Origin of the sequence: Leisingera sp. ANG-M7 (genome assembly GCF_000813965.1) — a bacterium.
Lineage (GTDB): Bacteria > Pseudomonadota > Alphaproteobacteria > Rhodobacterales > Rhodobacteraceae > Leisingera.
Genome location: NZ_JWLI01000006.1, coordinates 158397 through 172591, shown reverse-complemented (window position 1 = coordinate 172591; position 14195 = coordinate 158397). Strand labels below are relative to the sequence as shown.

The following is a 14195-nucleotide window of genomic DNA, read 5'->3' as shown; positions in this document are numbered from 1 at the left end:
CACACATTTGCGGGGCCTTTTGCTTAGCCTCCTCTGCCGATCAATTTATCTCGGTTGCCAAGGCCTCGGCCTGGCGAAGAACAGTCTTCACAGCTTCAGATGCAAGATCAGGCGGGTATCCATGCCTTTGTAGGATTTTTTTTACGGCAATGCGCATCTTGGCCCGTACATTGTCCCGGCGCCACCAATCCGTACCCGAATTCTTCCGCACAGTCTTGACCAGCTCTGATGCGATGACCCGCAATTCATCGTTGCTCATGACTTCAACCGCGCTGTTGTTCTGCGCCAGCGCATCATAAAATGCCCTTTCTTCAGCGGTCAGCCCGTCATCGGGCTCATCACGCAAGTCCTTAGCAATTTCAATTAGTTCCTGAAGGATCTGAAGGGCGTCAACACTTCTATTGTGGTATTTGGCAATCGCCTGCTCCAAGCGTGAAGAAAACTCCTCTCTTTGAACGATATTCGTTCTTGTCTTCGCCGTGATTTCACCATTCAAGAGCTTCTTGAGCGCTTCCACCGCCAGGTTCTTATGCTTCATGTTTTGGATTTCGATCATGAAGGCATCAGACAGAACGCTGATGTCAGGGCGATCGAAGCCGCAGGCTTCCAGGACATCCACGACTTCCGTTGACGCAATCGCCCGATTCACAAGCTGCTGAATTGCAAAATCCGGATTCCTGGAAGACCGCGCTACCGGCCCGGCTCCAACCTTCTCGAGACCTGACCTGACTGCAGAGAAGAAGGCTACTTCTTCCGTGTGTTCGGTAGCCTGAGGACTGCCTGAAGCGAGTTTGAAGGCCTTTACCAGGGCCGCAGTGGTATCGTTGAAACGCTTTACAACACCGCCTTCGCCCAGTCTGTCCTTTTGCAAAATGTGATCGAGAGCGCCCGGTAGTACGCGAAGCCGCTCAGCAGGTGTCCCCCCCAGGGCCTGAGAATAGTCAAAGCCATGGAACTGGGTACGCGCCACGTCGAGCGCATCCAGAAAAGCGGCGACGGCTTCGGTTTCACTGATCCCTGTCTGTTGCTGATCAGACTGACTGTAGTGGGCGAGCGCGGACTTCAATTCCGCAGCGATACCAATATAGTCAACGACCAGCCCGGCGGGTTTGTCCTGAAATACCCGATTCACCCGGGCGATAGCCTGCATGAGGCCATGCCCACGCATGGGCTTGTCGACATAAAGGGTATGCATGCAGGGCGCATCAAATCCGGTCAACCACATGTCACGGACGATGACGAGTTTCAGCGGATCAGCCGGATCCTTTGTGCGGTTCCTGATCGCTTCCTGGCGGGACTTCGAGCGAATATGGGGCCGGAATTCCGCAGGATCAGTTGCGTTCCCAGTCATGATGACTTTGACCTGACCAGTTTCGTCAGTGTCTCCATGCCAATCAGGTCTTAGTTCCACGATCCTATTATACACTTCAACGCAGATGCGTCGGCTCATGCAGACAATCATTGCCTTGCCGTCCATTGCCGCAAGCCGCGCGTCGAAATGCTCCAGTACATCCTCGACCACCGTATCCAGGCGTTTGTCAGCCCCTACAAGTGCTTCGACACGCGACCATTTTCGAGCGATCGCCGCCGCCTCACTTTCTTCCATTGCTTCGGTGGCTTCGTCGAATTCCTCGTCGAGTTCCCCGGAAAGTTCCTCGTCCAACTCTACCTTGGCAACGCGTGCTTCATAATAGATTGGAACCGTCGCCCCATCCTCGACAGCTTGGGCGATGTCATAAACGTCAATGTAATCGCCAAAAACACCCCTTGTGTTAGCTCCCACCAACTCGACAGGTGTTCCTGTGAAGGCAATGTAAACGGCATTGGGTAGCGCCTGGCGAAGTTGGTAAGCGAGGCCATGACGGACTTCCCCTGTCTCCTTCTTCATCTTCGCCTCGAACCCGTATTGTGTTCGGTGCGCTTCATCGACCATGACGATGACGTTGGAACGGTTCGTCAGCTCTGGAAAGACCTCACCCTTTTCCGGCCGGAATTTCTGTATCGTGGAAAAAACAACGCCACCTACTTCACGGTTCAGCAGGTTTTTCAGATCACTGACACTGTCAGCCTGGACCGGGTCTTCGCCAAACAGATCCTTACATCGACCGAAGGTTGCAAAGAGCTGATTATCCAGGTCATTACGGTCAGTTAGAACGACGAGGGTCGGGTTTTCAAGACCAGGATGCCGCATCACGCGCCCCGCGAGGAAAGTCATCAGAAGGGATTTACCGGACCCTTGGGTGTGCCAGATGACACCGCCTTTGCCATCTCCTCCCTGAGCGGTCAAAATCGTATGGATGGCCTTCCGTACAGCATGGAATTGATGATAGCCGGCGATCTTCTTGATCGGTCCTTTACCGTCATCTTCGAACACTACAAACCAGCGCAGCAGATCCAGAAGCGTTTGCGGGTTCAGAAGCCCTTGTGTCAGAGTTTGGAGGGCAAGCGCCGTATTCTCTTCGACGATAGTCTCGCCGTCGATGGTACGCCATCGCATGAACCGATCAAGCCCAGCCGACAGCGAGCCATAGCGGGCACTCAGCCCATCCGAAATGACCGTCAAAAGAGTTGTGCGAAAGAGATCGGGGATATCTTCTTTGTAGGTGTCGATCTGGCGATAGGCAGCATCAATCTCCGCCCCTTCCGTCCCCTTAAGTTCGACAACGACCAACGGCAAGCCATTCAGGAACAGGACCACGTCCGGGATCCGAGGGTTCTTCCCAACCACGTCCACCTGATTGACGGCGCGCCAATCGTTCTTCTGGTTTTCCCAATCGACGACCTGAACGCGTGTATTGCGTTCTTCACCATCCGCGAAATACGTCAGAGCCACACCGTTGACGAGAAGGTCATGCAGACGCCGGTTCTCCTGCACAACATCGGTGGCAAAGACCACGTCGTGAACTCGTGTTGCAGCCTCTTGCACCGCGGCATCGGGCAATTCCGGGTTTAGACGTTTCAGGGCATCGAAAAAAACCGGCAAAAGAAACGTTTCCCGAAAGCTCGTCCGCATTGGGTTTCGCATTTCTGGCGAAATTTCGGAGCCATGATGCAAGGAATACCCCAGCGCCCCAAGGTCCTCCATGAAGACCGCTTCAAGGTCCGCTTCGGTCGCCCAGGCCATCAGGAAACACCACCGTTTGCTTTCAGGGCCTGATTAACCTCAGCCAGAGGACCTCTCAACGCCCTCTCCCATTTTTGGATGTGATCAACATGCCAGGCGATGTGATTGGGCCATTCCTCTCGATTGAACCCGTCACAAGGGACTTCATACTGAAGCCGGCAAGCCTTCTTGTCGTCCAACCTCAGCCACTCGATCTTGTGCCCGAAATCCGCTTCGATCTGATCCCTTTTCTGGATCAGGCGGTCGAACAGCCATTTGTTCTCCTCGGCAACGGCGCGAGCAAAGGAAAACTCCACCCGAAGCACCGATTTTCCAAAGATCATCGCATAGTGACAGGATCTTACACCGGACCCAGCGCTCAACCAGTGATCCTTGCCGGGACTGATGTTCTGATACAGCGTGTCCCCTGCTTCTTTCAAAGCCTCCAAGGTCATTTCCCAGTACTCGCGACGCAATTTGTGGCGGGTCTTCTGCTCGCCGTGCGCGCCCCGCGCCTCGGTTTCTTTCTCTGCCATTCCAATCATGAAATCCGCGGCCTCAGGCGTCGGGATCACCGGCTGGATATCAACAAAGAGTTCTTCTCCAAAGACATACGGCACGACCTTAAAGCATCGTGCGTCGATACGATGCTCGCGTAGCCAGAGCACGGTCGAGGTGACTTCCTTCCTGAAGTTGGCAGCAATGAAGATCAGCCGCTGGTCATTACCCGGGTTCAGGATGACCTCTCCAAGCTCTTCAACGTCAAGGAAATCGCAGATCTGCGCCGCAGCATTTCCGCCCCCGCAATACCGGTCCAGGTACTGCTGGTAGATGTCGATGATCTGCGTTTTGGTTAGCCCTGAGACATAGGCGGTGTATTTCAGCGCCTGCCAGGTCACGTCGCGGCCGGAGTCGTCCAGCTTGTTTTCAATCACCACCAACTGCCCATCCTTGTCGAGCGCCAGCAGGTCCAACCGTTCGCGCGTGTCGGCGAAACCGTCGAACTCCTTTTGGATGATCAGGAGCTCCTCTCCAAGCGCATCCGGCTGCCCGGCCAGCCATTCCTGGAGGTGTTCGCGCTCTCGCAGATTGAGGTCGGAAAATCTTCTTTCTTCAAGCTTTTGAATACGGTTCTTGGAAAGGTCTACCTGGAACATATGTTTGACTTAAGCCTTGGAATTTTGCTTGCCCCAAATTTTATCAAGGGCTTCAAATATCATTGAGAGTGATTGCTTTAGCGCTTGGAAATCAATCCAGATTTCAGGATCCGACAATGGATCATCCCTGAGGCTGACAACCGCACCATCCTGATACCTGAAAGCCATGGACTTTGGATCGAGCTTCGAAAACTGCGTCAAGAACTTTGACAGGGCTTGAACCTCCTGTTCATCGTAGTCTCGCTTCAACTGTTCCGACAGGATTTCTTTCAAGTAATCAATCGCGTGCCGGTTCTTGCCTTTGGGCTTTTGGGTTTCCCAATCTGGAACCAGCCCTTTGAGGTATAGCTCCACCGTATGCCGTGCCATGAACAATGCGGGATATCCGGCTTCTGGCGTGTCCAGATTTTCCAATCCGAAATCGATGGTGCGAAGCGTTGCTTCTGCATAGACCCAAGCAAGTACTTTGGGCTCAGCACGGGTGTGCTTTCCGTGATCTTCCAATAGGAAACCCGGAAAGCGCTCGGCTTGCCCATCTTGTTTGGCAAAGACTTTGTCGAACGGCAGATTATCCATCATACAAACTCCCCCACCTGCTCTTTCGCCTCTCCAACACGCAATTCTCCTGACATCAGACGCGGCAGGAGCGTGTCTCGGAGGGTAGCGAGGGTTTGGCTTTCGTTGGTTGCCGCCTGTATGCGATTAAACATAGGGGAGACCAAGTTGTCGAAAGATGAAATGACGTCGGAAGGTGGTGTGCCTACAGCCAGATTGTGGACGTTGTTTCGGTTCAAGGAAGGCACTGCCGAGCCTGAATTCAAAGCCTTCAAATCCAGAGTTTGCAGGAAGAAGTATGCAAAGAATGGCGAGCATTTCTTGAATTCTTTTACCCAAAGAGATGTGTTCAGCGGCCAGAAATCTTCCAGAACCAGGAACACTTCCCCGATCACGCCGCTTCGGCCGGTGGTGACCCCTGGCCCCTTCACCTTGAAATCTTTGTGTGTCCCATGGTGACCTCCGGCCGCGAGCACCGGGTAAGGCCCGTCCTCACGGTTCTTCTTTGGCAGATCAAAGCCCCTTTGAAGGGTGAACAGGTCCCCAACTGTTTCTGACACCCACCCCTCCGGCAGGCCATCCTCGCCGAAGTTGTCAGGGAAGAGAGCCGCGGTTTGGGCATCCATATGGGCTGGGGCGCGGCCTGCGGCTTTGGCGTGGACGGGGTCGAAATCGACGAACCACGACCGGTACAGCGCTCGCGCCATCTCCTCCAAGGTTGCCGCCGTCTTGCGGTTCAGCTCGATCTTGTCATCCAGCGCCCCGAGTATTGAAAGGATGTCATCCTGCACCCTAAGATCCGGCAATCGAATGGGCATTTTTTTGGCCGAGCCGACATTAAAATGCTGCTGCACAGCGCCGACCACATGAGAGGCGACATGATCCCGCGCAATCGTATTCACCCAGTATGCAAGAAACCTTGGACGCAACTCCGGGCCACAGCGAACAATCACCAGATCGGAGCAATTGGAAACGGGCAGGTCTCCAGGAATTACTGCACAGGTCCCAGGTTTCCCTGTCCGAACGATAACAACATCGCCAGGTTTCAAGGCTGACTTCTTGAGTTTCCCATGAAAGCCGGGAGAAATGTACTTGATTTCCGATGTCTCTATACGATGCGGCAGCACGTTCAATGAACGCAGGAAGGGAACGCCATCTTCAATGTATTCGTTCGCCATTGATCCGACATGGCCAACGGTTATTTCTGTTGCAACATCTTCGAGATGGACCATTCGGCTCATACCAGACGCTCCAAACCATCTTCAATCTGCTTCTCCAACCGCCGTCCCTCGGCGAACTGGCTACGCAGCTCTCCCATGAGGCGTGAAAACTTCTCCTCAAAGGGTTCACCATCTTCCTCGGAGGCCCCTGCCCCGACATACCGACCCGGGGTCAGAACATAGTTGTGTTTGGCGATCTCTTCCTTGCCCGCCGATTTGCAGAAACCCGGCACGTCTTCGTATTCGCCAGCATCCGGCTCCCCGCGCCAGGCGTGATAGGCGGTGGCGATGCGGATGATCTCTTCCTCGGACAATTCCTTCTGCTTGCGGCTGCCCGGCACCAGCGCGCCCATATTGCGGGCGTCGATAAACAGCACCTCACCCCGCCGATCGCGCAGCTTGGCGTCCTTGGCGATGCCGTTGGACTTGTCCCGCGCCAGGATCCACAGGCAGGCCGGGATCTGGGTGCCGTAGAACAGCTGCCCCGGCAGCGCCACCATGGCATCAACCGCGTCGCCCTCGACCAGCGCCCGGCGGATGTCGCCTTCCCCGCTCGACATTGAAGACATGGAGCCATTGGCCATAACCACCCCGCCAATGCCGGATGCAGAAAGATGGTGATGGATATGTTGGATCCAGGCAAAGTTGGCGTTGCCTACTGGCGGCGCACCATATTTCCAGCGCGCATCTTCGCGCAGCAGCTCGCCAGACCAGTCTGAAATGTTGAAGGGCGGATTTGCCAGGACATAGTCGAACCGTTCGTCGGCAAAAGCGTCCTTGACCAGGGTGCCTTCGGAATTCCAGCGGATGTCGCCAAAGATACCCCGGATGGCAAGGTTCATGCGCGCGAGGCCAAAGGTGGTGTGGTTGCGCTCCTGTCCGTAGATGGCGATGTCATTGCGCTGGCCGGAGTGGGCATCGATGAATTTTTCGGACTGAACGAAGAAGCCCCCGGTGCCACAGCATGGGTCATAGACACGGCCCTTGGTGGGCTCGATCATCTCAATCAGCGTGTCTACGACGGACTTGGGTGTGTAGAACTCACCGCCGCGCTTGCCTTCTGAACTGGCAAACTCGCCAATGCAGTATTCGTAGATGCGGCCAATGAGGTCGAAATCAGCCTTGCTGCCATCCAGCTTGAGGTTTGTGAACAGGTCGATCAGGCCGGTGAGCATAGTGCGGTCGATGCTCTCTTTGCCGAAGACCTTGGGCAGCGCGCCCTTGAGGCTTTCATTGTCCGCTTCAATCGCCCGCATTGCATCGTCGATCATGATCCCGATCTTGGGATCCTTGGATTGCTTGGCCAGCGTCGACCATCGCGCCTTTTCAGGCACCCAGAAGATGCTCTCGGCCAGGTATTCATCCGGATCCTCCGGGTCGGAGTATTCTTCCTTGGAGAGCTGATCGTGCAGGCGCTCAAAGGACATCGAGACATGGCGCAGAAACAGCAGGCCCAAGGCGATATGCTTGTATTCCCCGGCATCCATGGAGCCGCGCATCTTGTCGGCGGCGGCAAACAGCGTCTTTTCGATGCTCATTTCGAATTCCTGTAAGTGTTTTTCTTTTAAGTTCCGGACTGCGCCACAACCCCGCCGCGAAGATTGGCCGATCGACAACCTGGGTTCAATGGAATTTGCCTGAGACCCCAGTTTGTTTTCGAAATCCGGACCAATATGAAACTGACCCTGCCGGCAGCCGACCCTCAGGCTGTTTTCATCGAAACGCTACTGCTGTTCAAGTGGCGCGAAGGACTTAAGCGCCCCCCAGAGTCTTGTGGCTGCTTTTACCTCGTCACCGCCAGAAGCAAGCAACGCTACGATCTCCTTCCGGGCGTGTGGGGCAGAACGCCGAATATCTGCGAAACGGACCTGCCCGCAGTACAATGGATGATTCATCGCCCACGACTTGAAGCCCAAGGACATGTTGCGCTTCAGGTAAGTTCGCGCGGCCTCAATGCTTGGAAATATTTTCGGCGCACCCTCGGCGAGCCCGTTAGCCGACAACCTTATGCCACCTTTCGACAAAAGACCGTCGTTCATTGCCGCTTCGAGCCTGGTCGGCGAAATCTCCTGCCACGAAACCAGCTCATCCACAGGGATGCCGGGAATGGGAATGTTGCAGCCGATGAGAACCCGTTTCGGATATTGCGCCCGAGCCAGGCGCAACCGTTCGATCAACTGCCTCGTTGCAAGCTCGCGGCTTTGCAACTGCAGGCGGCGGACACGGCGATCAGGGTGGCAGGGCACAAATACTGCCTTTGCCGAACCGTCAGTCATTTCGTAAGGGATAGCCAACTCGGGCATCTTGGTGTTTCCCAGAACATCCGAAGCAAGCAGGTTGAGCGGTTCGCCAGGCGTATCCCCCCAGAGCGCCCGCGCCTGGTCTTCCAGTGCCGCAGCGGGTAGTTCCTCCCGCCCGATCACAATGACGCTTGAACAATCTCTGTAACGGTTTGAGCCAAGCGCGCGACCACCAAACCAGAGCCAATGCGCACCATAAAGCTTTGTATCCAGCATGTAGTCCGAAACCGCGTTCTCCGACATGCCATCAAAGCAATAGCCGGCATCTTCGAAGAACGCACGTACGACCTTGCGGGTGGCACCGACCAACACGCCGCCATTCCGCCCGAGTTGGTCAGTCAGTACTTCGCGTGTGATTATCTGCCGCCACGTCTCGCGCAGCCCCGGCTTTCTCAGCAAGCTGCCGTTCGTCATCCGGCGATCGTGAAGCTGCGCCACAACCGCGTTCGGTCGCAGCGTGACATCATGGATGCCACGAATATCGCAATCGAGCGCCGACAAGATTTCCTCATCTGCGTCTGCATCAAGTACAAGCATCGGCTGTTGATGACGTACCGGCTTCCGGCGCAGAACCCGAATGAAATGCTTGTCATCGTTTGAAGTCAAACGGAGTCTCTCGGTCGCGTCGAGACCAGCCTCCTTCGCGTCGGCCAGCACCTGCCAGATAGCGGCAAAGCGCGACACTTGGCGGTGGCTCACTTCCGCCTGCTTCAGCAGCTTTTCCTGCAGCACGCCGCTCTGGTCCGGGGCAAACCAGGGATCCGAGGCTTTTCCCCGCCATTCCAAGTCGACGAAAGCCAAATAATCCGCGGGAGAAAACGGCAAGGACAACGGCGATGTCCCCGCGATTAGTGCTGCCACGACCTGTCGAGCCGCATCGAGCAGATCGGCGTGATCGCCTGCCGCCGAGGCTGGCAAGAATGTGCGCGGCTCGGCAAAGGACGCAGCGGACACATCCCTAATCGACAAAAAATGCTGCCAGAACGTCTCGTCGACAATCCGCAAGTCGCAATCTTCCACCGGGTCTGGCAGCGAAAGATAGCTGGTGGCGAGAAAGTTGTGCGTAGCTCCAGCTTGGAACTGCGTCAGGTAAGCGCATTGGTCGAAGTGCGGGCAGCGCCTTTCCGTACCATCTTCCTCGACCCGCCGGCAAAAGCTGTTTCGCACGGCTACACCCAAACGACTCGCCCGCTCGACCAGATCGCTCTTGGCGCACATCGAACCGACCCCATCCGGACGCGGCGCCGAACGGCCGCGGATCGCCTGCGCCCTTAACCCGAGATCAACAGCCTCGGCCGCCGCCTCCTCGGCAAGGGCGAGGGTTGGAAGGTGGAAGGACACCCGGCATTCCTCGCCGCGTCTGTCCTTCTCAGCCAGCAACAACCGTGCCAGCCGACTCTTGCCGGCGCCTGGACTGGCCCGGCATGCGACGGTGGCAACGCCGAGGCAAACCTCTCCAGGCAGGGCAAGTATGGTTTCGGCCCCCTGCAAGGCCACGCGCAGGTCTATATCCGCATCCACGAGTGGCGTGAACCGCGTGCTTGGAACCAGGACTTCGCTGTCAAATGCTCCCTGCCCCGTGAATCTCCCGGTTCCGTCCCGCGGCACTCTGGTCGTGCTGCAAATTAAGCTCATCGTCAGCTTTCCGTTTCACCTCAACTGACGGGGAAGTGGGTCCGTTGTGGAAATCACGGAAACAGCGGTTTGATCCGGAAAATTTGGGGCAGACCGGAAATAGTTCTTCTATTACTGGCGTGACCCTTTTTTCGACGGGGAAAAAGTTCAAACAAACACGTCTCATCAACAACATCGCCAGCTCAAAGCTGCAACAGACTATATTTCCTAAAAAATTTCCTCCCAACGCCGTCGGGGCCCATTTCCTCCGAAGACAAAGGGAGGAAACCAATGAAAACGCCCAAGTATTACTCAACCAACGAAATCGCCGAGATCTTCAAGCGCGATCCGCACACGATCCGGGACTGGATCAACTACGGCTGCCCGACGCCGCACGGGCTGGTCAAGCTGCAGGCGGCGAAACTGGGGAAATCCTGGACGGTCAAGGACGAGTGGCTCGCGGTCTTCGAGCTTCGTGTCCGGCCTGAAGCTGGAAGGCCGGATCTCGACCTCGAGTGACCGGTCGCCCACTGAAACGGAGCCAGGAACATGACCCTTGCACAGGAACTGAAGGATTTTCTCGACACCAGCGGCGAATCCCGACGGGCGCTGTCACTGCGCGCGGGACTGAACCCGAAAGCCGTCGCCGACATTCTCAACATCCCCGGCCTCAAACCCCGCCATTCCACGCTCATGGCGCTATCAGAGGCGACTGGCCGCGACCTCCTGGAAACGGGCGGCGAGGCCCCCCGGACCTATGCGGACCTCATCGCCGAGGCGCAATCTGCCGGGAACAAAACCCTGTGCTCGCGCCTGAAATGGCTATGCCGCGAGGCCGGCTGGGTGCCGGAACTAAAGGTTGTCTGCAAGCAGGACGTGATTGACTTTTTCGACAGCCATAGCCCTGCAAGCTTCAACCTGACCAAGGGAAGCATGTCGACCTACCGGTCTACATTGGTGACTGCCGCAGGTAACGGCCAGTCGCGCCAACGGAAGCGCCGGATCGACGATATCGGCGGGGTTTACAAAAAGGTCCACGAAGCGATCCGGGACAGCGACCTGGCTGACACTGCTCGGCTGATTTCGGGTTCGTTTCTCCTCTTCCTGCACGACAAGGGCATTCAACCCGCCGAGATTTCGACAGCCACATTGGCGGATTACTATCGCCATCGGGTCGAGGTTTCCGCCAAGGGCGAAGTTCAGTGCGAAAAGCATGTGCGCGAAATCGCAACGCTGCTGCGATCTTTGACAGATCACCCGGATTTTGCAGAGTTCGAATTTGCCGCCGCCCCGCACCCGTTCGAGGACGGGCGCGACAAGTTCGGTGTCTGCAACTCTCAACTCAATCCTCTCCTCACAGAATTTGATAACCGGGTGGCCCCTTGGGCTACGGGTCAAATGTCGCAGGACGGGCGATCCCGGGCTGAATTCATCGCCGCGCTCGACGCGGCAGAAAATCCGGTTTCGGACAAGAAGGCACGCCTCCGGAATGCTAAAAAGGAACGGCGCCGTCTATCGGGAAAGCCGGGTAGAAAGGGATCGCCCAAACTCATGGCAGAGAAGGGTTTTCTTACCGGTAGGGACCGGTGGGCCGACACGACACTTGCCTGCCGTCGGGGCTATGTCATCTCCATGGCAAAGGCCATTATCGCCACGACCGACGTTGTCCCGGAAACGATCGAGGAACTGACAGATCCAGAGTATCTGGAAGTTGGTGCTGAAGCACTCTCTGATGGAAACAAAAGCGACTACCCCAGTGGCTATGTCACAAGTGTCTTGAAAGCAATGCGCAAGATCGCATCCGGCTTCGTAGGGCGTTCGGCTGAAGATCTGGAAGAAATTTCAGAACTCATTAGGCTTCACAACCCGGGTTTCAAAGGGATTTCCCCGAGAAATCGGGCAAAACTTCACCAGTTTACCCAAGAAAGGATTTTCCAGACCATCAACCTGACGGGTGCCGCGATCATGAACGTGAACGCTGAGATTGACAGGCGCCGGTGTCAACAAGGAAGGAAGACTGGTTCGCTTCCGGCCAAGGCTGATGTCATGGATGACGAACTTATCCGCGACGTGATGGCGGCATTGGCTCACGACATCCTGATGAGCCGGGCGCCGCGCAGCGACAACGTTTTACGCGCGCGGCTGGACTGGATTTCCTGGCAAGGCAAACTGGCGCGCCTCACCGTCCCCGCCGTCGAGGTCAAGATGCGTTGCCAAAGCGATGCCGACCTGCCGATCCCGCTCAGCGAACGCACCAGCCGTCTGCTCAGAAACTATCTCGAGGTGCTTCGGCCTCGAATACTGAAGCCCGATGACAAACAGAACCCGTACCTGTTCCCGACCCAAGGCAAGGGCGTGCCGGGCACCCACTACGGCACGCTGCTCAAGCGTGTAACCAGTCTGCTGGCGCGGCACGTCGGCGTCAACATCCACCCGCACCTCTACAGGCACCTGATTGGCTGGATCTGGCTCAAGGACAGCCCGGACAACCTGCCCAAGGTCCAGCGCCTGCTCGGCCACGTGAGCCTGCAGACGACGCTCGACTACTACGCCGAGCTCGACGAGGCGCTGGTGCTCGACGAGTGGCAGCAGAAACTGAACGGGAAGACCACAAACACCTCCTCAAAACGCGGCACAGTAAGGAATTTCCAATGAAAGCCAATGTCCATATCCGCCTGCTCGCGGACATCCGCTCTGCGGCACCAGGCGATCCCATTCCCGGACGAGCCGAGCTTTCGGCCCACCTGCAACAGCGTATGGGCGAGGTCGGCGATAAGGCCCTGGCAGATTTTGCCCATGTTCAAAGGGTGGCCGCAGAAATGTGGGGCGCCGAGCGCACCGCTCATTTCGGACAGGTTCTTCGCAGCCACCGAGTGACGCCCAAAGCTCCCCGCAAGACCGCTTGGACCCGGGCCGAGGAAGCACTCCGGCACCTCCCAGCCCCGTGGCGGCAACAGGTCGCCGAACATATTGCGCTGTCGCGTCAGGGCAAGCGCGTCAAGGGCCGCACGCTCTGGAGCGCAGCCTATACCCAAAGCGTGATCAGCGCTTTGAAAAAATGGGAGGACTACTGCGCTTCCAACGGGCTGAGCCTGACACCGACCGGTGCCGCACTGGATGCTTTCGGCCACCATGTAACTACCCAAACGGGTGCTGAGCGACCAGTGACGACAAGCTCCGCCGCCGACTACATGGAACGCATCCTGAGTGGGATGGCACGCGCCCAGCCTGGTTTTTCCTCCGCAGCCTGCGACTTCGTCGTGGCGGACTGGCGCGACCGGGCAAGCGCGGAGGGTCCGGGCACGAAGACCGGTGCGCAGCTGGTCGGCGCCTCGACAATCTACGACCTCGGATTTCAGCACATCTGCGAGGCCCGCGCCAGGCCGATGCGCGGGCTGCACGCGGCGCTCCAGTTTCGCAACGGGTTGATCCTCGCGATTGGCACGGCTCTGCCCCAGCGCGCCCGGGCGCTGTCCTGTCTTGCGTTTGACAGCACGCTCACACTGCCGGATCACGAGACGATCCGCGTTTGCATCCCGGCCTCAATGTTGAAACTGCCGGAAGACCGAAAACAAGGCGCGCCTTTTGAACGCACCTTTCGCAACGCACCTCTGGCAGCGGCCCTGTTGGAATACCGCCGATCCTTCCGCCCGATCTTCGATGACGGGCGCGCCTTGTTCCCATCCGTGAAATCGCAAAACGCGGCGATCAGCGAGGCGCAGATTGGCAGGTTGACCGGGAACATGACCGAAAAGGCCTTTGGAGTTCGGATCCCCATTCACCGCCTTCGTGACAATGCAGCAACCGAAGCAAGCGAAACCTTGGCCGGAGGTGGACGGGCTGCCACATCCCTGCTTGGCCACAATTCACCGGCCACGGTGGCGCGCCACTACGACCATTCCGAGGGGGTCGGGGCTGCCCAGGAATTTGGTAGTTACCTCAAATCCTGCCAAGGTGCCTGCGTAGAGCTGGATATCTGACGGCGGCCAGCGGAACCTGCTAACCGCCTCAACCCCCTGTAATTTCCGCATTTTCCGGGTCGTGTTGAAAACGGGGGCACATCATCCGCACGGGGTGGTCAGGGACCGTTTTCAACAAAATCCGCCCTTCCCCGGAATTTCCTTAACACGCCGCACCATAAGCAGACCTGACACAACATCTTTGAAACGGCGGGCAATCTTCCGATCCAACCTGGCCAAAGCGGTCAGTTCGGTCTCCAGCAGTCAAACCAAACAAGAAATTTTTT

At 57.0% G+C, this 14195-nt stretch carries 9 protein-coding genes; 3 read left to right on the top strand and 6 right to left on the bottom strand.

Annotated elements, in window-relative coordinates:
* Nucleotides 1-40: 40 nt before the first annotated feature.
* From RA26_RS08195 to RA26_RS08170, 6 genes are all read right to left on the bottom strand, one after another.
* Nucleotides 41-3124, bottom strand: a complete 3084-nt coding sequence (locus RA26_RS08195; RefSeq protein WP_039182493.1) for a type I restriction endonuclease subunit R — start codon at nucleotides 3122-3124, stop codon at nucleotides 41-43.
* Nucleotides 3124-4260, bottom strand: a complete 1137-nt coding sequence (locus RA26_RS08190; protein ID WP_039182491.1) for a DUF4268 domain-containing protein — start codon at nucleotides 4258-4260, stop codon at nucleotides 3124-3126. The genes RA26_RS08195 and RA26_RS08190 overlap by 1 nt, the downstream gene beginning before the upstream one ends.
* Nucleotides 4261-4269: 9 nt before the next feature.
* Nucleotides 4270-4839 carry a hypothetical protein gene (locus RA26_RS08185; protein ID WP_039182490.1) on the bottom strand — a complete coding sequence of 190 codons (570 nt, stop codon included), beginning with the start codon at nucleotides 4837-4839 and terminating at the stop codon, nucleotides 4270-4272.
* Nucleotides 4836-6047: a restriction endonuclease subunit S gene (locus tag RA26_RS08180; protein WP_193747601.1), complete on the bottom strand. Its 1212-nt coding sequence runs from the start codon at nucleotides 6045-6047 to the stop codon at nucleotides 4836-4838. Before RA26_RS08180 ends, RA26_RS08185 begins: the two co-directional genes overlap by 4 nt.
* Nucleotides 6048-6052: 5 nt before the next feature.
* Nucleotides 6053-7573, bottom strand: coding sequence for a type I restriction-modification system subunit M (locus tag RA26_RS08175; RefSeq protein ID WP_039182488.1), 1521 nt, complete (start codon nucleotides 7571-7573; stop codon nucleotides 6053-6055).
* A gap of 186 nt (nucleotides 7574-7759) precedes the next feature.
* Nucleotides 7760-9856 carry a hypothetical protein gene (locus RA26_RS08170; protein ID WP_152612575.1) on the bottom strand — a complete coding sequence of 699 codons (2097 nt, stop codon included), beginning with the start codon at nucleotides 9854-9856 and terminating at the stop codon, nucleotides 7760-7762.
* Between the two features lie 384 nt (nucleotides 9857-10240).
* On the opposite strand from RA26_RS08170, the gene RA26_RS08165 reads away from it, so the two are divergent.
* From RA26_RS08165 to RA26_RS08155, 3 genes are read left to right on the top strand one after another with little or no spacing between them, the layout of a single operon-like run.
* Nucleotides 10241-10468, top strand: a complete 228-nt coding sequence (locus tag RA26_RS08165) for a helix-turn-helix domain-containing protein (RefSeq protein WP_039182484.1) — start codon at nucleotides 10241-10243, stop codon at nucleotides 10466-10468.
* A gap of 30 nt (nucleotides 10469-10498) precedes the next feature.
* The gene (locus RA26_RS08160; protein WP_052272351.1) at nucleotides 10499-12604 is read left to right on the top strand and encodes a site-specific integrase; all 2106 of its coding nucleotides are present in this window, start codon (nucleotides 10499-10501) and stop codon (nucleotides 12602-12604) included.
* Nucleotides 12601-13929: a hypothetical protein gene (locus RA26_RS08155; protein WP_039182482.1), complete on the top strand. Its 1329-nt coding sequence runs from the start codon at nucleotides 12601-12603 to the stop codon at nucleotides 13927-13929. The genes RA26_RS08160 and RA26_RS08155 overlap by 4 nt, the downstream gene beginning before the upstream one ends.
* The last annotated feature ends 266 nt before the right edge of the window (nucleotides 13930-14195 follow it).

Excerpts from the sequence above, each read along its gene's own strand:
- RA26_RS08175 (WP_039182488.1), bottom strand. The coding sequence starts at position 7,573 with ATGAGCATCGAAAAGACGCTGTTTGCCGCCGCCGACAAGATGCGCGGC.
- RA26_RS08185 (WP_039182490.1), bottom strand. The coding sequence starts at position 4,839 with ATGATGGATAATCTGCCGTTCGACAAAGTCTTTGCCAAACAAGATGGG.
- RA26_RS08160 (WP_052272351.1), top strand. The coding sequence starts at position 10,499 with ATGACCCTTGCACAGGAACTGAAGGATTTTCTCGACACCAGCGGCGAA.
- RA26_RS08155 (WP_039182482.1), top strand. The coding sequence starts at position 12,601 with ATGAAAGCCAATGTCCATATCCGCCTGCTCGCGGACATCCGCTCTGCG.
- RA26_RS08165 (WP_039182484.1), top strand. The coding sequence starts at position 10,241 with ATGAAAACGCCCAAGTATTACTCAACCAACGAAATCGCCGAGATCTTC.
- RA26_RS08195 (WP_039182493.1), bottom strand. The coding sequence starts at position 3,124 with ATGGCCTGGGCGACCGAAGCGGACCTTGAAGCGGTCTTCATGGAGGAC.
- RA26_RS08190 (WP_039182491.1), bottom strand. The coding sequence starts at position 4,260 with ATGTTCCAGGTAGACCTTTCCAAGAACCGTATTCAAAAGCTTGAAGAA.
- RA26_RS08180 (WP_193747601.1), bottom strand. The coding sequence starts at position 6,047 with ATGGTCCATCTCGAAGATGTTGCAACAGAAATAACCGTTGGCCATGTC.